The sequence below is a fragment of the Pseudenhygromyxa sp. WMMC2535 genome, assembly GCF_011083025.2.
Map to the genome: position 1 here is coordinate 8,103,700 of NZ_JABJWV010000001.1, position 19,924 is coordinate 8,123,623.

Genomic DNA, 19,924 nt, shown 5'->3' on the forward strand with positions numbered 1-19,924 from the left:
GCGCGCCGAAGACAGCCCTCACTTCGGCGCGGGCGCGGAGTCCTCGGTCCCCTCGTCCGCGTCCGCCGTCGACTCGGCGAGGTCGGCCTCGGCCGCCCGCAGCTCGACGATCCGCGAGGCCTGATCGAGGTCCGCGGCGCAGCGAAAGCCGAAGTGGTGGAAGGGCTGGTTGCGGGGCACGTGCGGCCGGCGATAGATCGTCGTGGCGCGATCCGCCCCCCAGTACCAGCTGCCCCCGCGCACGATCTTGTGCTTGTAGCCGGGGCAGTCGTCCTCGCCCTCGCAGGGGCCCTTGGGGTTGAGGCCCACGCAGCCCTCGCCGCACTCCTCGTAGGAGCGCGTGTACCAGTCGCCGACCCACTCGAAGGAGTTGCCGGCCATGTCGAAGAGCCCGAACTGCGTGGCCGGGCGCGAGCCGACCGGCCACACGCGGCCGGTCTCGGGCTTCTTGCCGGCCTTCTTCAAGCCGCAGCCCCGGCCCTCCGCCTCGCCCTTGATGATCGCCAGCTCGCAGGTCGCGGGCTCGTCACCCCAGGGGTAGAGCCGGCCGTCGGTCCCGCGGGCGGCCTTCTCCCACTCGGCCTCCCAGGGCAGGCGCTTGCCCTGGGCCTCGCAGTAGGCCCTGGCGTCGAACCAGCTGACGCCGTTGATCGGCTGCTCGGGGCGATCGAAGTCGAGGTATTGCGGCCCCGACTTCGGGCACTCGCCGGCCTTCTCGCAGGCCTCGTACTCGGCGTTGGTGACCTCGTTGAGATCCATCCAAAACGTCTGGATCCAGATGTCCGCGCGCGGTCGGGTGTTCTCCGGGCCGTCGTCGGAGCCACGGATGAACGCGCCACCGGGGATGCAGGCCATCTCGGGCGGGCCGTCGCCGCAAGCGAGCATCGGCGTGCCATCGGGGGCGGCGAGCTTGACCGGCTCGGGCTCGGGCTCGCCGGCGGGCTCGACCTCGCCAGCGGGCTCGACCTCGCCAGCCTCCCCAGCCTCCCCAGCCTCCCCAGCCTCTGGGCTCCCCGGCAGCTCCGCGGCCGCGGCTTGCCCGGCTTCGGCGCCAGCGTCGACCTCCGGCCGCTGAGTCTCCCCTTCGTTGCAGCCCAGCGCGAGGCAGGCCAGCGAGAGCGGAGCGAGGACCACGAATTTGCGCGAGCGAAGCCGCATCGCGGGCCTCCATACCACGAGCCTCGCCCCCTCCAAACCAGCCGCAGTGCTCGCGGCACGCGCGGCGCCTGGAAGCCGGGCGCTGCCGTGCTATCAACGCCTCGCTTTGGGCTACCGCAGCCTCCGCGAGTGCGTCGACGATCTCGAGCGCCACGGCCACCTGGTCCGCGTCGCCCAGCCCATGGATCCAAAGCTGGTCATGGCCGAGGTCCAGCGCCGGCTCTACCTCGCCGGCGGGCCCGCGCTGCTCTTCGAGCGCGTCGAGGGCTCGCCCTTCCCCGCCGTCTGCAACCTGTTCGGAACGCTCGAGCGCAGCCGCTTCATCTTCCGTGACAGCCTGCGCCTGGTCGAGCAGGCGATCGCCGCCAAGGCCGACCCCACGGCGGTGCTGCGCGCGCCGCTTCGCTTCTGGCGCCTGCCCTTCGCCGGGCTGCGCTCGCTCCCGCGGCGCGTCCCCAGCTTTGGGCGCGCGCCCGTGCTCGGCTGCCGGACCAGCCTCGATCAGCTCCCGCAGATCGTCAGCTGGCCCGGCGACGGCGGCCCCTTCATCACCTTGCCCCAGGTCTACAGCGAAGACCCCGACGACCCCCGGCCGCTGGCCGCCAACCTCGGGATGTACCGCGTCCAGCTCGCCGGCAACGACTACGCCGAGGACGAGGTCGGGCTGCACTACCAGATCCACCGCGGCATCGGGGTCCATCACCAGCGCGCCGCGGCCCGGGGCGAGGCGCTCAAAGTCGCTATCTTCGTGGGCGGTCCGCCGGCGCACACCTTCGCCGCCGTCATGCCCCTGCCCGAGGGCCTGTCCGAGCTCGTGTTCGCGGGCATGCTCGCCAACCGCCGGGTCCGGGTGCGCGCCCACCAGGGCTTTCGCGTGCTCGCTGACGCCGACTTCGCGATCTTGGGGACCATCGATCCCACGCGCACCAAGCCCGAGGGTCCCTTTGGCGATCACCTCGGCTACTACTCGCTGCGCCACGACTTCCCGGTGATGCGGGTCGAGGCCGTGCACCACCGCCCCGGGGCGATCTGGCCGTTCACCGTGGTCGGCCGCCCGCCCCAGGAGGACACGAGCTTCGGCGCGCTGATCCACACGCTCACGGGGCCGATGGTCCCCGCGTCCGTGCCCGGCCTGCGAGCCATGCACGCCGTCGACGCGGCCGGCGTCCACCCCCTGCTGCTGGCGATCGGCTCCGAGCGCTACGTGCCCTACAAGCCCGGCCGGCCCCAGGAGCTGCTGACCATCGCCAACGCCCTGCTCGGCTTCAACCAGGCCTCGCTCGCCAAGGTCTTGATGATCGTCGACGGCAACGACGACCCGCAGCTCGACGTGAGCGACGAGGCCGCGTTCATCCAGCACCTGCTCGCCCGGGTCGACTGGACCCACGACCTCCACTTTCATACGCGCACGACCATCGACACCCTCGACTACTCGGGCACGGGGCTCAACGCCGGCTCCAAGCTGGTCATCGCCGCCCGCGGGGCGCCGCGCCGGGCCCTGGCCGACGCCCTGCCCAGCGATCTCTCGCTGCCCGCGGGGTGCAGCGATCCTCGGGTGGTCATGCCCGGGGTCCTGGCCGTGCGCGGGCCGGCCTTCTCGAGCCCGGACCAGGGCTACGCCGCGGCACAGGCCATCGCTGCCGGCCTCGAGCCCCAGGCCGCGCGCCTGGCCGGCTTCCCGCTGCTCCTGCTCGTCGACGACGCGGAGTTTTGCGCGCGGACCCTGAACAATTTCTTGTGGGTCGGCTTCACCCGCTGCAACCCCAGCCACGACGTCCACGGCGTCGGGGCGTTCACCGAGCACAAGCATTGGGGCTGCACGGGGCCGCTGATCATCGACGCCAGGATCAAGCCCTGGCACGCGCCCCCGCTCGTCGAGGACCCCGAGGTCAGCCGCCGCGTCGACGAGCTCGCCGCCCCCTCGGGCCCGCTCCACGGCCTGCTCTGAGCGCGAGCACAGGCCCGGGAACTTCCACGGCTCGAGGGCGTCGCAGGGCCCGTGCCTGCTACGTCATTGACGTGCGAAGGCCGCGGGTGTGACGCTGCTCCCGTGTGCCGCCTGCCTCGTTGGTCCTCCTCGTGGCTGTATCTGATCGCCCTGATCGCCCTGATCGCCCTGTCGAGCCTCGGCCTCGGCTGCAAGGCGGGCGCTCGCCTCGGTGAGCGAGCGCCCCGCGTCGACGACCAGACCAAGGTGCTCGAGGCCTTCGATCCCGCGAGCCTCGCGGCCTCGCGCGGCGGCGGCCTCGATCTCGAAGGGGGCGCCCGCTCTGGCGACCCCGAGCCGCCCGAGCTCCCGACCTTGCCCGCCCCCGAGGTCCTCGACTACGGCCCGATCGGCGAGACCAACATGCAGCAGGACATCCAGCTGCGCTTCAACAGGGCCATGGTCCCCCTGGGTGAAAAGCAGCGCGTCGCCCCCGAGCAGGCCGGCCTCCGGATCACCCCCGCGATCCCGGGCGAGGTGTTCTGGGCCGAGCCCACGCGCCTGGTCTTCGAGCCCGCGCAGCCCCTGCCCCTGGCGACCGAATTCCACGTGCAGTTCACCGCCTCGCTCGCGGCCGTCGACGGGCCCAACCTGGACGTCGCCCTCGACTGGCGCTTCGCCACCGAGGGCCCCGAGCTGCGCATGTCGCTGCCCTGGGAGCACCAGATGGGGCATGGCGACGACAGCCAGCGAGAGGCGCACTACGACTGGAAGACCCCGGTCGAGCTCTACTCGAGCCAGGCGATCGGCCTGGCCGAGCTGCGCCGCCACACCCGGGCCGAGGCGATCGACGCCAACGGCCAGCGCCGCCCCGTCGACGTCCGCGTGCGCAAGCTGATCGCGGCGCCCGACGCCTGGCAGACCCCTCCACAATTCGAGGTCCGACCGGCGACGCGCTGGCCGGCCGGCAGCGAGGTGGTCGTGCACGTCGACGCAGGCCTCGTCGGCAAGGTCGGCCCGCGACCCATGGCCAACGCGGCCGCGTTCTCCTTTCGCGTCGCCCCAGGCGTCGAGGTCACGCACTTCGAGTGCGAGCGCGAGCGCTACGCCGACGGCTGCGATCTCGGCCCGATCTACCTGCGCTTCTCCGCCCCCCTGCCCCGCGCCTCGGCCAAGCGCGTGCGCGTGAGCCCGAGCGAGCACGGCAGCGGCAGCCTGGCCGTCGACCGCGACTACGACTGGAGCGCCGAGCCGCCCAAAGCCCTCGACGCCTACAGCGGCGTGATGGTCTGGGGTGACTTCGAGCGCGGCAAGACCTACACGGTCACCCTCGACGACGGCCTGCGCGATGTCCATGGCCAGGCCATCACCGGCGAGCGCAGCTTCGAGGTGCAATTCGTCGAGCCGCCCCCGAGCCTCGAGCTCGGCCCCGGCGGCACCCTGCCCAGCCATCGCCCGCTCGAGGTCGGCGTCGACAGCCGCCACGTCGAGGCGCTGGCCGTGCGCGTGGCGGTCTTCGATCGAGACCACGCGCCCGTGGCCCTGACCGAGCGCTGGACCGGGCACAAGCCGCGCTGGCCGTCCAAGGATCACGCCCGGATCGTCGAGGCGATCGTGCCCCTGAGCCACAGCGGTCAATATGGCTGGTCCTCGCTGCCCATCGACCTCGCCAAGTACACCGGCGGCAAGCCGGCCACGGTCATGGTCGACGTCGCCGTCGACGATCTCCTGCCCCGGGCCCAGGGCCGCGCCCTCCCCTCGAGCCAGCGCACCCTCGTGCAGATCACCAACCTCGGGATCGTGGCCCTCGGCTCCCTGCCCGGCGGCCTCGTCCGGGTCGCGCGCCTCGACGACGATCGCCCCGTCGCCGGCGCGCAGCTCGAGCTGCTGCCCGCAAACGCCAACCCAGGCGACGGCCGCGTGCTCGGGAAGACCGACGCCGACGGCCTGCTGCGCCTGCCGAGCAGCGCCGAGCTCCCGAGCGAGGCCTTCTTGCGCGCCCGCGCCGGGGACGACTCGGTGGTCCTCTCGATCGCCTCCTTGCACGCCCACGAGACCACCCCCCCCAACGAGGCGCTGCGCCCCGGCGAGTCCGTGCGCGCCGCGCTGATGACCGAGCGCAGCCTCTACCAGGGCGGTGAGCAGGTCCGGGCCATGGGCTGGGCGGCGATCGCCAGCCCCTACGCGCTCAGCGGCCTGCGCCCGCTGCCCGCGGGGACCGAGGTGCAGATCGAGCTGCGTGACCGCCTCGGCGAGCTGATCGCCAGCCGCAGCGTCCGCGCCAAGGCCCACGGCAAGTTCTGGGCGACCCTCGAGCTCCCCGAGTCCCCCTCGCTGGGCGACTACAACCTCGACGCCAAGCTGCTCGGCGCGAGCGCGAGGACCACCCTCCAGATCAAAGACTTCCCGATCCCCGAGTTCGAGGTCACCGCCCAGAGCGAGCACGGCGATCTCCACCACGGCGAGTCGACGACGATCAGCGTCGACGCCAGCTACTACTACGGCGGCCGCGTCCCCATGGCGCGGCTGCGGACCACGACCGAGTGCAGCCCCCGAGCCTTTCGCCCCCCCGGGGTCGAGGTCGGCTGGTCCACGGCCCCCCAGCCGAACCTCCACCATGGAACGCGCGCCCCGGCCGTGGGCCTGGTCCACACCAAGGTCGGCGAGGACGGGCACCACAGCTACTCGCTCACCCCCACCCCCACCCACGACGACGTGCCCGCGCTATGCACCCACAGCGTCGCCGTCGCCGATCTCAGCAACCGCGAGGTCGGAGCCGAGGCCAGCGTGTGGATGCACCCGCCCTTTTACCTGGCCAGCCACAGCCCGCGGCGCGTGGACTACGGCGCCGACCTCCACCTGCCCCTGCGGACCCTGGACTACGACGGCACCCCCGCGGCGGGGCGCAGCGTCGAGGTCAGCTTGACCCGCAGCTGGTCCGAGCCCGAGTACGCCAACGAGGACGGAGAGCGCCGCTTCGTCGGCTGGCAAAGGCGCAGCAAGACCCTCCCGCGCTGCGAGGTCAAGACCGACGCCGAGGGCCAGGCCAGCTGCGACTTCAAGGCCCTCGATCACGGCAGCTACGAGGTCGTGATCCGCGGCCGCGGGCCCGCGTCCGAGCGATCCAGCGCGCGCTACGAGCCGCGCATCGAGACCTGGCTGTGGGTCCCCGAGCCCAACCCTCACCGCAACGCCCCCCGGCCTTCGGTCGACTCCCTCACCCTCAGCCTCGACGACGACAGCCCCAGCGTCGGCGACAGCCTGCGCGTCGAGGCGCGCAGCCCCTGGACCGAGGGCGCCGGGGTGCTGGTCCTGGCCAAGGGCGGCCTCCACGAGCTGTGGCCGCTGCGCTTCCAGGACGGCCGGGCCGAGCACAGCCTGCGCGTCGACGAGGCCTGGGTCCCCGGTGTCCACTTCGAGGTCTTCGCCGTCGCGCCGCCAGACAAGACGCATCCCCTCCCGCGCTTGGAGCGAGCCGCGGCCAGCGTCGAGCTCGGCAGCGAAGGGCGCGAGCTTCGGGTCGCGATCGTCGCCCCGGAGGAGGCCCAGACCGGCCAGACCATCCCCATCGAGGTCCACGCCCACGACCGCTTCGATCGTCCAGCCCGCGGCCACGTCAGCGTGTGGGCCGTCGACGAGGCCATCCACGCGCTCTCCCCCCCGCGCGTGCCCAGCTTCGTCGAGACCTTCGTCGTCGCGTTCTCGGCCGGGCTGAGCGTCACCCACGGCTACGCCGCCTTGAGCCTGCCCTTCGCGGTCAGCGGCGACCCCTACCTGCCCCTGGCCTTCGACCCCAAGTGGCGCCAACACCCGCCGGGCAGGGGCTATGGATCAGGCTCGGCTTCGGGCTCTGCCTATGGCCTTGGCGGCGGCACGCTCACAGCCGCAGGCGGCCCCGCGGCCCCTGCCCGGCAAAATTTCTCGAGCGCGCCGATCTTCATCGGTGACGCCGAGCTCGGCGCAGACGGGGTCGCCCGCGTCGAGGGCGAGCTGCCCGACAACCTGACAACCTTTCGGCTCAGCGCCGTGGTCTCCTCGCCCCTGCCCGACGCCGCCGACGCCCGGGTCGAGCCGCGCTTTGGCCTGGCCGACGCCCGCGTGCGCGTCACCCAGCCGCTCGTGGTTCGCCTGGCCATGCCCAGGGTGATGCGCCCGGGCGACAGCGCGGAGGTCGGCGTGATCGTCGACAACCTCCGCGCCGGCCCCGGCCGCCTCAGCCTCGCCCTCGACCTGCTCGCGGCCGATGGCGTGCTCGAGCTCGTCGGCCAGGGCACCAGCGAGCTGAGCGTCGACGCCGGCGCCCAGGTCCGCGTGCCCTTTCGGGTCCGCGCCCTGGCAACCGGCACCCCCGAGCTCGAGGTCCGGGTCGGCCTCGCGCCCACGGCGAAGGGCAACGCGACCGCGCACGACGCCCTGCGCCTGCCCCTGGTCATCGAGGCCGAGCGCACCCTCAGCGATCGCGTCGCCGTCTACGGCAGCCTCGGCGGCGAGGACTCGGTCGCGCTGCTGCCCTTTCGCTTGCCCACCCAGGTCGACCCCAACTTCGGCGGCCTGAGCGTGTCCGTGGGCTCGACGATCCTCGGCGGGGTCGAGGACGCCGTGGCCTACCTGGTCCGCTATCCCTACGGCTGCGTCGAGCAGACCTCGAGCTCGCTGCTGCCCCTGGTCCCCCTCGGCCAGCTCGCCGAGCAGGGCTACCCCCTGGGCATCGAGGACACCAAGACCTACGTCCGCGCCGGCGTCGATCGCCTGCGCGCCATGCAGCTAAGCAGCGGCGGCTTCTCCTACTGGCCCGGCGGCGCCACGGAGGCGCCCTACGCCAGCGCCTACGCGACCTGGGTGCTCACCTTGGCGGCGCGCGCCGGCTACGAGGTCCCCGAGCCCATGCTCGATCGCGCCGAGTCCTACCTGCGACGCATGCTCTCGACCTGGCTCGCCCGCACGGCGCCCCCGGAGGACCAGGCCATCGAGGCCGCGCTGATCGCCTGGAGCCTGTCCGAGCGCGGCGCGGCGCCGCCGGAGGCCCTCGACGAGCTCTACGCCGAGCGCCACCGCCTGCCCGTGTTCGCGGCGGCCATGCTCGACCTGGCGATCGCCAACACCGACGCCGACGACCCGCGCCTGCCCGGCCTGCTCACCGAGCTCCAGGCCAACATCGACGAGCGCGAGGCCGTGGCCAAGGTCGAGACCAGTGGGCCGACCTGGACGTGGTACTGGGACACCGAGGTCCGCAGCAGCGCCCTGGTGACCCTGGCCATGCTCGCCATCGATCCCGAGCACCCGCTGGTCCCCAAGCTCGCCCGCGGCCTGCTCGCGGCGCGCCAGGGCGGGCGCTGGGCCAACACCCAGGAGAACGCGCTCGTGTTGCTCGCCCTCGCCGAGTACGCCGCGGTCTATGAGGCCGAGGCGCCCGACTTCGAAGGTCGGGTGTGGCTGGCCAACCAGCCCGTGGCCGCGATCCAGATCCACGATCGCAGCTTTGGCTTCGAAGACGGCTTCACCGCCATGGACGCGCTGCTCGCCGCCGTCCACGGCGAGGGCGGGGCCGCGCAGGCGGCCCGCGGCGGGGCGGATCAGCTGATCCTCGAGCGCGCCGGCAGCGGGCGCATGTACTACCGCGTCGGCCTCGAGTGGGCCTCGACGGCCACGGACCTCCCCGCCAAGGCCGAGGGCGTGGCGATCCGCAGGCAGCTGCGCAGCGCGCAGGGTCCCCTCGACGAGGCCCCCAGCGTCGCCCCCGGGACCCTGCTCGCCCTCGACGTCGAGCTCGAGTCCCGCGCCGCCCTCGACTACCTCGCCGCCGAGCTCCCCCTGCCCGCGGGCCTCGAGGCCGTCGACCTCGAGCTCGGCAAGGGCGGCGCCGCCATGCGGATCTCCGGCGCGCGCGCGGGCTGGGTCAGCCACCAGGAGCTCCACCGCGATCGCGCGCTGATCTTCGCCGACCACCTGCCCCCGGGGACGCACCGGACCACCGTGTTCCTGCGCGCGACCACCCCGGGCGACTACGTCATGCCCGCGGCCTCGGCCGAGCTGATGTACTACCCCGAGATCTACGCGCGGACGAGCGCGACGCGGCTCAGCGTGCGCTGAGCCATGCAACGCGACGGCGCGACGGCCGAGCACCTGGTCGTAGGGTCGGTCACCGCGACATGCTCGGCGCAGCGCCGAGTTCGAACAAGACCATCGACACCCACGCGAGTCCCGCAACGGGACACTAAATCCAACCCGAAGCTGTCTCATTTTCATTGACACCTTCCGCGGCGCCAGGAGCCGCGCGCCTCCAAACTGATTGCCGCTCTAGCTTCTGCCACGATCGAGTCAGAGGCGGCGAAATTCCGCGATCGCTTCGACAGGCGTCCGCACGCGGCAGTCGGCGAAGAGCTCGAGGCCGAGGATCTCGCTCACGCGACGGACGAGCTCCTCGGCGGCTCGTGGATCTTCGGCATGGGCCTGGAGGACGAGCTCACGACGACCGTCGAGCTCGCCAACATAGAGGAGCTGGAGCTCCACGACCTCCGGGTCGCTCGATAACTCCGCGAGCGCGTCGCGCTTGGCTTCGTCGACGACGTCCGCGCGGCCTGTTCGATCGAGCACCATCCAGAAGGGATCACAGCTGCCCCCGACCTGTTGCGCGCCTGTCGAGTCGACGGCCCAGTCGGCGTATCGAGGTGTGGCGATCTCGGGCTCACGCTCGATCTCGCCGACTGTGTAGATGACGTTGCGCCGAATGTTCGAGTACACGCCGCGAAATGGGTGCTCTAACGGCCCGAAGGATGCGAGGACCCACAGGCGGCCGTCTGCCCACGCGAGCGCGTCGTAGCGCGGGAATTCGTAGTGACCCTCGAACTCCGCCTCGACCCAGCCGTCTTCGTAGATGAATGGGCGCGCGGAGATCGACTCTTCGGACAGGGCAGGTACCCGCGCGACCATCCAGCGCTTGCTCGCGGGGGGGCGGCGCAAGAGGATGCGGGGGCCCCAGGTCGAGTGATCCAACGCGAGCCACAGCTCACCGTCCGGCGTGCATGTGGCCGAGTGAATCCTGTCTCCCGCGTCGGCCAGGTGCTCATCGTTCGGGAGTTCGACGGGGATTTTGACCCACCCTTCGCGCTGCTCCCGAGCGAGGTAGCGTCCATCACCGAACACGATGACCTCGTCGCCACATGTCGAGAGGTGAAGATGTTCGCCGGACGAGAGCCCGGGGAGCCGCGAGCGCTGGGGTAGGTTCGCGTCAGGCGCCCAGCGGAGCACCTCGGGCAGCGTCTGGGCTCGCTCGCCACCGAGGGGCGGAGTTGCGAGAGCATGGACTGTTCCGTTCGCGGATGCGCGGACATCTGTAAGAGCGCGATTATCCGGGATCGAGGGCGTGGTCGCTGTCGACGAACCGGCGATGCGCACGAACCTGGTCGTCGCCTGGGCCATGGCTCGCTCGGCTTGCTTCGCACCTGCGGGCGACGACAGATCGATCGCGTTCGCGTCGGGTCCATGGGCGAGCAGCCCGAACACGGCTCCACTTCGGACGAAGAGCACGCTGTAGTAGTCAACCAGTAGCGGGTCGGTGTCGACCGTGACCGCCCGCCAGTCTTCGTCATCGCGCCGTTGGACGGCTGCGTCGTACCACCCCGAACGTGGACTGATCGCCTGAACGACGACAAACACGTCGCCGTTCGGACCCACAGCGTAGCCAGTGGCGACTCGCTCGTCACGCGCGATCGAATCGAGCCGCGGTGTTGGTCCTCTCGCCTCGAGACCCGCGAGGCTGAGTGGGCGCGGCCAGCCATCAATGCTCGAGGCGAGGTCCGGACCATGTCCGATGATCCGCAGGGGGCCATCACGAATGACGAGCGGGGTCCACTCCACAACCGCGCTCGCGCGCGATGTGTCCTCGGTCGGTGTCGATTGAGTTGGAGAATCTGACGGTATCGGCGCTGTGAGGGTCTCTGGCTGTTCACGATGACACGCGAGCCCGAGCATGACGACGAGCACCGCGCAGAGCTTCGGGCCAAGCAGCACGGTTGGATCATGGCATCATCTCCCGGCTCGTGTCACGACGTCGACGTTCGTTGGCTCACTCCTCGCCAGCTCAAGGATCCCCGAGCAGGCCGTCGATCAGGGCGTCGACGACCGAGTCGATCTTCTCGCGACGGCTCGCGCCTCCACGCATCAGCTCGCGCAGCGCCTCCCAGTCGCGCGTGGCCGCGGCCCGGTCTCGCGCCTTGGCCCTGGCCACCGAGGCCTCGTAGCCGTGGACCTGATCGGCGAGGCGCTGATCCCCGCGGGCGTAGAGCACCAAGCTCGCCGCGCGCCGCTCGAGCGAGCTCGAGCGGCCGTCGTCGAGCACCCCGCGCAGCGCCGCGTCGACGACCTCGCCCTCGCAGCCAGCGAGCAGCGCGATCGCCCGCCAGCGCACGAAGGCGTCCTCGTCGGCGAGCGCGGCGATCAAACGCTCGCGGCGTCGCTTGGGCCCGCTGCCGTGGGCCATCGCCTCGAGGGCCAGGGCGCGCACGCCGGGCTCGGGATCGGCCTCGTCCCCCTCGAAGGCCTCGGATCCCAGGCGCAGCAAGGCCAGGGATCGCGCCGCGCGAGCGGCCCGCCAGGCTCCGGGGCCGCTGCGCCCGTGATAGCTCGCGAGCGCGCGCCATGCCTCCGCGCAGCCAAAGGCCTCGAGGCGCGCGGGGATCCGATCACGCCAGATCGTGGGCGCCCCGAGCAGCGCCGCGCGCAGGGCTGGGATGGCCTCGCGCTCGCCAAAGTGCAGCGCCGCCATGACCATCACGGCGGACGCCGGGGGCATCGCCTTGCTGGCCGCGTCGAGCTCCAGACGGGGGATGATCCGCGCGATCACGGCCGCGCGGACATCCGCGCGATCGGATCCGCTGCAGGCGTTCGCCGCCGCCCTCGCCAGCCGCTCCCCCTGAGGATCGCCCCCAGCGTCGAGGGCAGCGATGACCGCGGGCCAGGCCGCGTCCTCGACCCAGACGCGGGCGGCCTCGTCGAGGACCTCGCGCGCAGAGCCCCAGGCGTCCACCGGGGCGCGCTGCGCCGCCGGCCAGGTCATCGGCGCCAGGACCTGATGAAGGAGCGCCTGGCTGGCGACGGCCCGCCACTTCGGCGACTCGCTGCCGAGCTCCATGATCCGCCGCCCGAGCACGGCAGGATCGCGCTGCGCCGCCACGAAGAGCCTCCGCTCGCCCCGCTCTCTCAGCCAGCGCCAGGACGACCCCGCCACCCACAGCGCCACGCGCTCCTCGATCCCGATCTTCGCCATGCCCTGGGTGCTGCGCTCCGAGCCAGGCTAGCAGGGCGTGGTCGACCCCACCACGGGCTCCTAGCCCGGCTGCTCCACCGTCGCCTCTGTACCCGCGCCCGCGGGGATCTCCGCGGGCTCCACCTGCGCCGCCCACTCGGGGATCGGGTGTGGGCGCCACGCCGGATCGCAGTGGGGGTCGCCGCGCTTTTGCTCGTCGGGCAGGACCAGGTTCGCGGGGCCGAGCAGCCTCGAGATCAGCGCCCGCGCGTCCCCCGGCCCGCCCACGCGATCGACGGACTCGACGAAGTACCGGCCCCCGTCTTCGCGCACGTGCAGGGGCAGATAGCGGACGCCCGCGATCCGCACCTCGCCCGCGTCGTCTTCCCCCGCCGGCACGCGCACGAGCTCCACGTAGAGCAGCAGCGAGCTGCGCCGCGGGAGCTCGGGCTGGTGGCTGGCGAAATTGCCCAGCGAGTAGAGCACCAGGCCCTCGCGGCCGTCCTCGGCGACGCGCTTCTCCCAGGGCTGGACCACGTGGGGATGGCTACCGATCACCGCCAGCGCCCCGGCGTCGATCCACTTCTGCGCGAGGACCTGCTCCTTCTCCCGCGGCTCGTGGACGTACTCCTTCCCCCAGTGCGGGGTCACGATGACCGCGTCGACGAGGGGCGCTCGCTTGGCGTAGCGCCCCGTGGCACGCAGACGCGAGATGACCTTGGCGACCCCAGCCCCCCGGCCACAGCGCATCACCTGGTCGAGATCGTCGGGGATCTGGTTGGTGTTGTTGGTGCACGCCACCCACCCGACCTTCATGCCCTCGACCTCGGTGATCGTGTACCAGCGCTCGTCCGCGCCAGCCTCGCGCGTGCCCACGAAGTCGAGCTTGGCCTGGCGCAGCCCAGCGATGGTTCGATCCACGCCCACGGATCCACGATCGAGGGCGTGGTTGTTGGCCGTCGACACGATGTCGATCCCCGCGCGCACGAGATCCTTGGCGATCGAGGGGTGATAGTTGAAGCGCGGGTAGCCGCTGTAGACCACGCGATCGAAGCTCCGCCCGGGATCGGGGACGTCGAGGAAGTCGCGGTCGAGGCCGGGGGCCATCGGGCCCTCGAGGTTGAGGTAGGTCAGCTGCGGCTCGGCCAGGAGATCGGCGATCCCCGCCCAGATCACCGCGGCGCCCTCCCTTGTAGAGGCCGCGTAGGCCTGGGTCTGGAGTTCGTGATGCAGCAGCAGATCCCCGCCAAAGGCGAAGGTCGCCCGGGGACCCTCGGCGCAGGCCCCCGAGAAGCGCAGATAGTCCTCCGTCGGCTCCCAGGGCGGCTCTGGACGCGTGTCCAGGCTGTCCGCGCCCGCGCTGGCGGCCGCTTCCCCCGAGGAGACTTCGCCGTCGGAAACCACCTCCTCTTCGGCTCGAGACGCTGTCGCACCGGCGACCGGCTGCTCGGCGTACTGGGCTTCCTCGCTCGATGTCGGCTTGGCGCAGGCGGGGCCGAGGCCGACCGCGAGCGCGGGACCGAGCACGAGCCCAAAGCTGGCTGGCCGGAGCATCACGCCGCAGTCTAATCGACGCTGTATCCGCCGTCACCCAGCTCACGAGATGTCCTCGAGGACCGCGGCCCGAGAATTTTTTTTCATCCACCGCGCGGACTCGGTTCGCGTCATTCGTGCAGGGGCCTGGGACCCCCGACTGCACCACCGCGGACCGCGGGTCCGCTCGGGTCCTCCGCCCCCGTGTCCCCTCGGCGGCCATCCTCGCCCGCTTCTCCCCTTGGGCCTGCCCTCCCCATTGGCACCCCGCGCTGCGGGCCGAGGACCACAACACATTCGCAAGGGCGCCGAGTTTGAGATCCGGATCGCCAAATCAACATCCTGCATTGAAGCCTCGCGCGAAAGAACGCTTTGACTGGCGGGCGTCGACCTGTGTATTTGCTTGTGCATGGCATTGTCGTCGTCCCCGTCTTTGACGGCTCGGGTCCTGCTGTGCTCTGCGCTCACCTTGGGGGTGGCCTGGCTCGCTGGCAGCGCTTGCGCCCAAGAAGAGGACAAAGAGCTCGCCCGCGCGCTGATTGGCCCCGAAGGCGGGTCGTTGTCAGGCGCGGGCTTCACCGTCGAGATCCCCGCAGGCGCGCTGCGAGCCGAGACCGAGATCGTGCTCACCCAGGTGGGCCGAGACATCAGCGTCAACGACTACGCCCAGCGCGGCAGCGCCGTGCTGCTCGAGCCCGAGGGCCTGCGCCTCGACCTCCCCGCCGTGGTCAGCGTCAACGCCGACGTCGACGGGACCAGCCTGCTCGTCCAGGCCAACGAGCAGACCACGGCCTACCCGGGCGTGAGCGCCTACCCCGAATACCTCGGGGCCATGGCCCTGGCCGACACTGGGCTCCCCACCTTGACCCTGCTCGAGCCCGAGCTCGGGAGCTCGCCCTCGAGCCCCGCCGGCAGCCACGTCGACAACCTCCACTTCGACCTCGAGCTCGACGGCACCCACCGCGTCGACGTCGTGCTCACCGCCTGGGACTACTCGGGTGCGCAGCGCGTGCTCAACGGAGAGGGCCACTGCGGCTTCAAGGTCGTCCAGCTCGAGGGCGGCAGCCTGACCACGGGCTGCGCGTCTGGCTCGCTGACCGCGTCGATCAACTCGGCCGGCGACCAGCTGTCCTTCGACGTGCTCCCCTTCCTCGCCCCCGCCCTCGACGAGCCCGTGTCCGTGGGCGTGCTGATCGGCGACGGCGAGCTCAACTACGCCCTCGGCACCTTCTCGTTCAAGACCGGCGACTGCTACCTCGAGGAGTGTTCGGGCCACGGCACCTGCGAGTCCGACGGCACCCCGGGCTGCGTCTGCGACGAGGGCTACGCCCCGCCCGAGGACGACGCCCTGTCCTGCCTGTGCGTCCCCCAGTGTGACGGCCGCCAGTGCGGCTCCAACTCCTGCGGCGGGAGCTGCGGGAGCTGCGGCGAGGGCGAGACCTGCCTCTACAACGAGGGTCAGTGCGTGACCGAGGACAACTCCGAAGACGAGGGCACCTCCGAGGAGAGCACGACCACCGACTCCGGTGACACCGGCGAGACCGACACCACCGAAGACACCGGCGACACCGGCACCGAAGACACCGGCGGCACCGAGACCGACACCACCGGCTGAGCCCTCCCCCAGCGGGCCACACCATCGACCCGCGCTCATTTCATTTCCCCCGCCCCTCCACCCCACACCAGCCCCACCCTTTGTCGAGCAAGCCATGACCAGCCAGCACAAGCGAGCACGCGCCTTCAGGCCCGTCGGTGCCGCGCTGCTCTTCGCCCTGGGTTTTGGAACCACCGCCATGGTCGGTTGCCAGCCCGAGGAGCAAGAGGAGTGCGTCAGCCTCGAGCAGTACTTCAAGGAGCAGATCTGGGCGCCGATCCTGTCCCAGAAGTGCATCACCTGCCACAACCCTCAGGGCGCCGCGAAGGACAGCCAATTCGTGCTCCAGTCCTCCGACTGGACCGGCTACCTCGAGGCCAACCTGGCCACCGTCGAGCGCATGGCCAAGCTCCAGTACGAGGGTGACCCCTGGCTGCTGGTCAAGCCCACCGCCACCGTCGAGCACGGCGGCGGCGTGCAGCTCGAGCGCGGGAGCCCCGAGTGGGACGCCTTCGTCGAGCTCATCGATCGGATCGAGAACCCCGTCGAGTGCGAGGACAAGCCGATCGGCGAGGAGTACTTCGCCGACGTCGAGCTCCTCGACGAGGTCGAGACCCTGCGCAAGGCCAGCCTCAACCTGACCGGGCGCGTGCCGACGGCCGAGGAAGAGGCCGCCGTGGCCGCTGGCGGCGAGGAGGCCCTGTCCCTCGCCCTCGACGGCCTGCTCCGCGAGGACGCGTTCTACGATCGCCTGGTCGAGATCTACAACGATCACTTCCTGGTCGATAAGTACCTCAGCAACTCCGACGCCATCGACCTGCTCGACGGCACCGACTACCCCGACTCCTACTGGTTCGACGCCATCGAGGACGACTCGGAGCGCGCGGCCGCGGAGAACTACGCCAACGACGCGGTCGCCCGCGAGGTCACCGAGCTCGTCGCCTACGTCGTCCGCAACGATCGCCCGTTCACGGAGATCCTCACGGCCGACTACACCGTGGTCAACCCGTGGTCGGCGCAGACCTACGGCGTCAACGTCCAGTTCGACGACCCCGGCGACCCCGACGAGTTCCGCGAGGCGCGGATCCCCGGCATCCCCCACGCCGGCGTGCTGACCTCGCACATCTTCCTCAACCGCTTCCCGACCACGCCGACCAACCGCAACCGCCATCGCTCGCGCATGGTGTTCCGGTTCTTCCTGGCCACGGACATCCTCAAGCTCGCGGAGCGACCGATCGACCCCTCGGCGATCACCTCCTTCAACCCGACGCGCGAGGACTCCAACTGCACGGCTTGTCACGCGGCCATGGACCCCGTCGCCGGCGCGCTGCAGAACTGGGACTCGTCCGGGCGCTACCGTCCCCCGGAGGAGGGCTGGTACGCCGAGATGTTCCACCCGGGCTTCGGCGACGCCGAGCTGCCCTCGGGTGACCAGTACAACGCCACCCAGTGGCTCGCCCAGCAGATCGTCCAAGATCAGCGCTTCGCGGCCTCGCAGGTCCACATCGTGTTCCAGGGCCTGACCGGCCACGCCCCGCTCAGCGAGCCCTCGGACCCCAACGCCTTCGACTACCTCGGCCGACTGACCGCCTTCGAGGTCCAAAACGCCGAGCTCCAGCGCATCGCCGCGGCCTTCATCGAGTCCGAGTACGACCTGCGCGTGGTCATCAAGGAGATCATCCAGGGACCCTACTACCGCGCCAAGAACTTCACCCCCGAGTGGAGCGAAGAGCAGGCCGCGAGCGACGAGGCCGTCAACCGCATGGACGAGGTCTCCTTCCTCGGCACCGCGCGCTGGCTGACGCCCGAGATGCTCCACCGCAAGATCAAGGCGGTCACCGGCTACCCCTGGCGGCGCGAGGTCGACAGCGACATCTACCTGCTCGACTACGATCAGTATCGGATCTTCTACGGAGGCATCGACTCCGACACGATCATCGAGCGGATGACCGCGCCCAACGGCATCATGACCAACATCTCGGACCGCATGTCCAACGAGGTCGCGTGCTGGAGCACGGCCCGCGACTTCACCAAGGCCGCGGCGGTCCGCAAGCTCTTCCCCTACGTCGAGCCCGGCTTCGAGCCCGAGGACGAGAACGGCTTCGAGATCCCCGCGGTCACCGAGGCCATCCGCGCCAACATCCAGTACCTGCACTGGCACCTGCTCGGCGAGCGCCTCGACATCGGCCACCCCGAGATCGACCGCACCTACGCGCTCTTCCTCGAGGTCTGGCGCGACGGCAAGCGCGGCATCGGCTTCGGCGAGTACGAGGCCGCCCTGCCCAGCAGCTGCCAGGCGACCACCGACTTCTGGTCGGACCAAGCCCTGTCCGACGCCGAACGCATCACCCAAGACCCCAACTACACGATCCGAGCGTGGATGGCAGTCATGTCCTACATGCTCTCGGACTACCGCTTCCTGCACGAGTAGGACGGAGGAGCCACCGATGAATCGCCGAGATTTCTTCAAGCTCGCCGGCCTCGCCGGCCTCGCCGTCATCCCCGGCAGCTCGATCGCCAACCGCGGTCTGAGCGGCCCCGCGCCCAAGCCCGTGGCTTACGAAGGTCCGTTTTGGATGTTCGTGAACGCGGCCGGCGGCTGGGATCCGACCATGCTCTGCGACCCCAAGGGCCGCGCCAACGAGGAGACGGTCGACCCGATCAACACCTACTTCACGGACGAGATCCTGACCGCGGGCAACATCAACTACGCCCCGGTCGGATACAACCAGACCTTCTTCGAGAAGTACTATCAGGATCTGCTGATCGTAAACGGCGTCGACATGCAGACCAACGGCCACGACAGCGGCGTCCGCCACTGTTGGAGCGGTCGCCTGGTCGAGGGCTTCCCGAGCCTCGCGGCGCTGATCGCCGCGCACGTCGGGCCCGAGCTGCCCATGTCCTACCTGAGCTTCGGCGGCTACGACTTCACCGCCGGCCTCGTGGCCCGGACCCGCAGCGGTAACGTCAACGCGCTCAGCCGCATCGCCTACCCCGACCGCGTCGATCCCAGCGACCCCAACTCGGGCTTCCACTCGGCCAAGGCCGCCGAGCTGATCGCCGCCACCCGCGAGGCCCGGCGCGCCGACCAGCTCGCCGGCGCCGGCCTGCCCGTGGAGGCCTCGGCCATGAACACCATGTTCACCGCGACCTCGGGCGCCAACGAGCTCAAACTCCTCCAGGAGTACCTGCCCGACGAGTTCGGTGACAACAGCCTGCACCGCCAGGCCCAGATCGCCCTCGCGGCCTACCGCGCCGGGATCGCTACCGCCGTGAACCTCAACTACGGCGGCTTCGACACCCACGGCGATCACGACAACGCCCAGGGCGCCCGGCTCTCGACCCTGCTCGAGGGCATCGACCTCGCCATGCAGGAGGCCGAGGCCCAGGGCGTCGCCGACAACGTGATCATCGTCGTCGGCTCCGACTTCGGCCGGACCCCGCGCTACAACGACAACGCGGGCAAGGACCACTGGTCCGTGAGCAGCATGATGCTCATGGGCGCCGGGATCACCGGCAACCGAGTGGTCGGCGCGAGCACCGAGGAGTTCAAGCCCGAGAACGTCGACCCCAGCTCGCTGAGCATCAGCGACGGGGGCGTCCGCATCGAGCCCCAGCACGTGCACTACGCCCTGCGCGAGCTCGCCGGGATCGTCGACTCGGACTACGCGACGATGTACCCCATCGTGCCCACGGACATCCTCCAGGGCCTGCTCGGCTGAGCTCAGCTCTCCTCCGACATTCCTCGGATACAACTGGACACTTCGTGCCACGAAGCCCCGGAGCTCGCGCTTCGGGGCTTTTCGTTGCTGCTTGTCCCACCCGAAGACCTGGTACCTTCGAAGGGGTAGCCATGGCCGCCTTCGATGAAGCCGAGTACCTCGCCGCCGTGCGCTCGGGGGACTTCAGCAAGCTGCTCGAGCCGCAGCGCCGGCTGCTCGACGCGCTGCTCGGCAACGCGGCCCTGCGCGCAGGAGACGTGCGCGAGGTCCTGGGCGAGCTGACCGAGTCGGCGGCGCGAATGCTCGAGGTCGGCCGCGTCGGGCTGTGGCGTTTCGACGACACTCGCGGGCAGATCGAGTGCCTGGACCTCTACCTGCTCGACGACGAACGCCACGAGCGCGGCGTCGTCGTCCCGCGCGCGGCCGCCCCCGCCTATTTCACGGCGATCTCCTCCGGCCAGGTGATCGCGGCCGAGAACGCCTACCTCGACCCCCGCACCCGCCAACTCGGGCCGAGCTACCTCCAGCGCTACCAGGTCGGGGCCATGCTCGACACCCCCGTGCTGATCCACGGCGAGCTCGCCGGGGTGCTCTGCCACGAGCACATCGGCGGCGAGCGGCGCTGGCGGGCCTGGGAGCGGACCTTGGCGGCCTCGCTCTCGGAGTGCGCGGGGCTGGTCCTGGCCGAAGGCGCGCGCTGACCCGGGCGACCGTCGGGCCACCTCCGGGCCACCTGCCCCCAGGCG

The 19,924-nt window shown here is 71.0% G+C and carries 10 protein-coding genes; 6 read left to right on the top strand and 4 right to left on the bottom strand.

The annotated features are described in order from the left end of the window. Positions 1–18 precede the first annotated feature (18 nt). On the bottom strand, positions 19–1,158 hold the full coding sequence (locus G6O69_RS31365; protein ID WP_217909948.1) for an SUMF1/EgtB/PvdO family nonheme iron enzyme: 1,140 nt from the start codon (positions 1,156–1,158) through the stop codon (positions 19–21). A 106-nt stretch (positions 1,159–1,264) separates the two neighbouring features. On the opposite strand from G6O69_RS31365, the gene G6O69_RS31370 reads away from it, so the two are divergent. Together G6O69_RS31370 and G6O69_RS31375 are read left to right on the top strand one after the other, a co-directional pair. Beyond that, positions 1,265–3,106 carry a UbiD family decarboxylase gene (locus G6O69_RS31370; protein ID WP_172307147.1) on the top strand — a complete coding sequence of 614 codons (1,842 nt, stop codon included), beginning with the start codon at positions 1,265–1,267 and terminating at the stop codon, positions 3,104–3,106. 102 nt (positions 3,107–3,208) lie between these two features. Next, entirely contained in the window at positions 3,209–9,175 is a 5,967-nt protein-coding gene (locus G6O69_RS31375; RefSeq protein ID WP_172307148.1) for an alpha-2-macroglobulin family protein, read from the top strand. A gap of 228 nt (positions 9,176–9,403) precedes the next feature. Here the strand turns inward: G6O69_RS31375 and G6O69_RS31380 are convergent, their stop codons facing one another. From G6O69_RS31380 to G6O69_RS31390, 3 genes are all read right to left on the bottom strand, one after another. Further along, a complete protein-coding gene (locus tag G6O69_RS31380; protein WP_176397199.1) occupies positions 9,404–10,942 on the bottom strand; it encodes a hypothetical protein in 1,539 nt (512 codons plus the stop codon). A gap of 223 nt (positions 10,943–11,165) precedes the next feature. Further along, positions 11,166–12,350 carry a HEAT repeat domain-containing protein gene (locus G6O69_RS31385; RefSeq protein WP_172307150.1) on the bottom strand — a complete coding sequence of 395 codons (1,185 nt, stop codon included), beginning with the start codon at positions 12,348–12,350 and terminating at the stop codon, positions 11,166–11,168. Between the two features lie 60 nt (positions 12,351–12,410). Then, positions 12,411–13,883 carry a CapA family protein gene (locus tag G6O69_RS31390; RefSeq protein ID WP_172307151.1) on the bottom strand — a complete coding sequence of 491 codons (1,473 nt, stop codon included), beginning with the start codon at positions 13,881–13,883 and terminating at the stop codon, positions 12,411–12,413. Between the two features lie 388 nt (positions 13,884–14,271). Here G6O69_RS31390 and G6O69_RS31395 point away from each other — a divergent pair, with 388 nt between their 5' ends. The 4 genes from G6O69_RS31395 to G6O69_RS31410 all read left to right on the top strand — a co-directional run bounded on the left by G6O69_RS31395 (position 14,272) and on the right by G6O69_RS31410 (position 19,879). Continuing rightward, entirely contained in the window at positions 14,272–15,477 is a 1,206-nt protein-coding gene (locus G6O69_RS31395; RefSeq protein WP_172301279.1) for a hypothetical protein, read from the top strand. Between the two features lie 94 nt (positions 15,478–15,571). Continuing rightward, positions 15,572–17,887 (top strand): DUF1588 domain-containing protein, encoded by a 2,316-nt coding sequence (locus tag G6O69_RS31400; RefSeq protein ID WP_172307152.1) that lies wholly within the window; start codon positions 15,572–15,574, stop codon positions 17,885–17,887. Between the two features lie 16 nt (positions 17,888–17,903). Further along, entirely contained in the window at positions 17,904–19,178 is a 1,275-nt protein-coding gene (locus G6O69_RS31405) for a DUF1501 domain-containing protein (protein WP_172307153.1), read from the top strand. A 131-nt stretch (positions 19,179–19,309) separates the two neighbouring features. Then, positions 19,310–19,879, top strand: coding sequence for a GAF domain-containing protein (locus G6O69_RS31410; protein ID WP_172307154.1), 570 nt, complete (start codon positions 19,310–19,312; stop codon positions 19,877–19,879). The last annotated feature ends 45 nt before the right edge of the window (positions 19,880–19,924 follow it).

Bases quoted from the DNA above. Each gene is read 5' to 3' on its own strand.
- G6O69_RS31395 (WP_172301279.1), top strand. From the start codon at position 14,272: ATGGCATTGTCGTCGTCCCCGTCTTTGACGGCTCGGGTCCTGCTGTGC.
- G6O69_RS31385 (WP_172307150.1), bottom strand. From the start codon at position 12,350: ATGGCGAAGATCGGGATCGAGGAGCGCGTGGCGCTGTGGGTGGCGGGG.
- G6O69_RS31410 (WP_172307154.1), top strand. From the start codon at position 19,310: ATGGCCGCCTTCGATGAAGCCGAGTACCTCGCCGCCGTGCGCTCGGGG.
- G6O69_RS31405 (WP_172307153.1), top strand. From the start codon at position 17,904: ATGAATCGCCGAGATTTCTTCAAGCTCGCCGGCCTCGCCGGCCTCGCC.
- G6O69_RS31390 (WP_172307151.1), bottom strand. From the start codon at position 13,883: ATGCTCCGGCCAGCCAGCTTTGGGCTCGTGCTCGGTCCCGCGCTCGCG.
- G6O69_RS31400 (WP_172307152.1), top strand. From the start codon at position 15,572: ATGACCAGCCAGCACAAGCGAGCACGCGCCTTCAGGCCCGTCGGTGCC.
- G6O69_RS31365 (WP_217909948.1), bottom strand. From the start codon at position 1,158: ATGCGGCTTCGCTCGCGCAAATTCGTGGTCCTCGCTCCGCTCTCGCTG.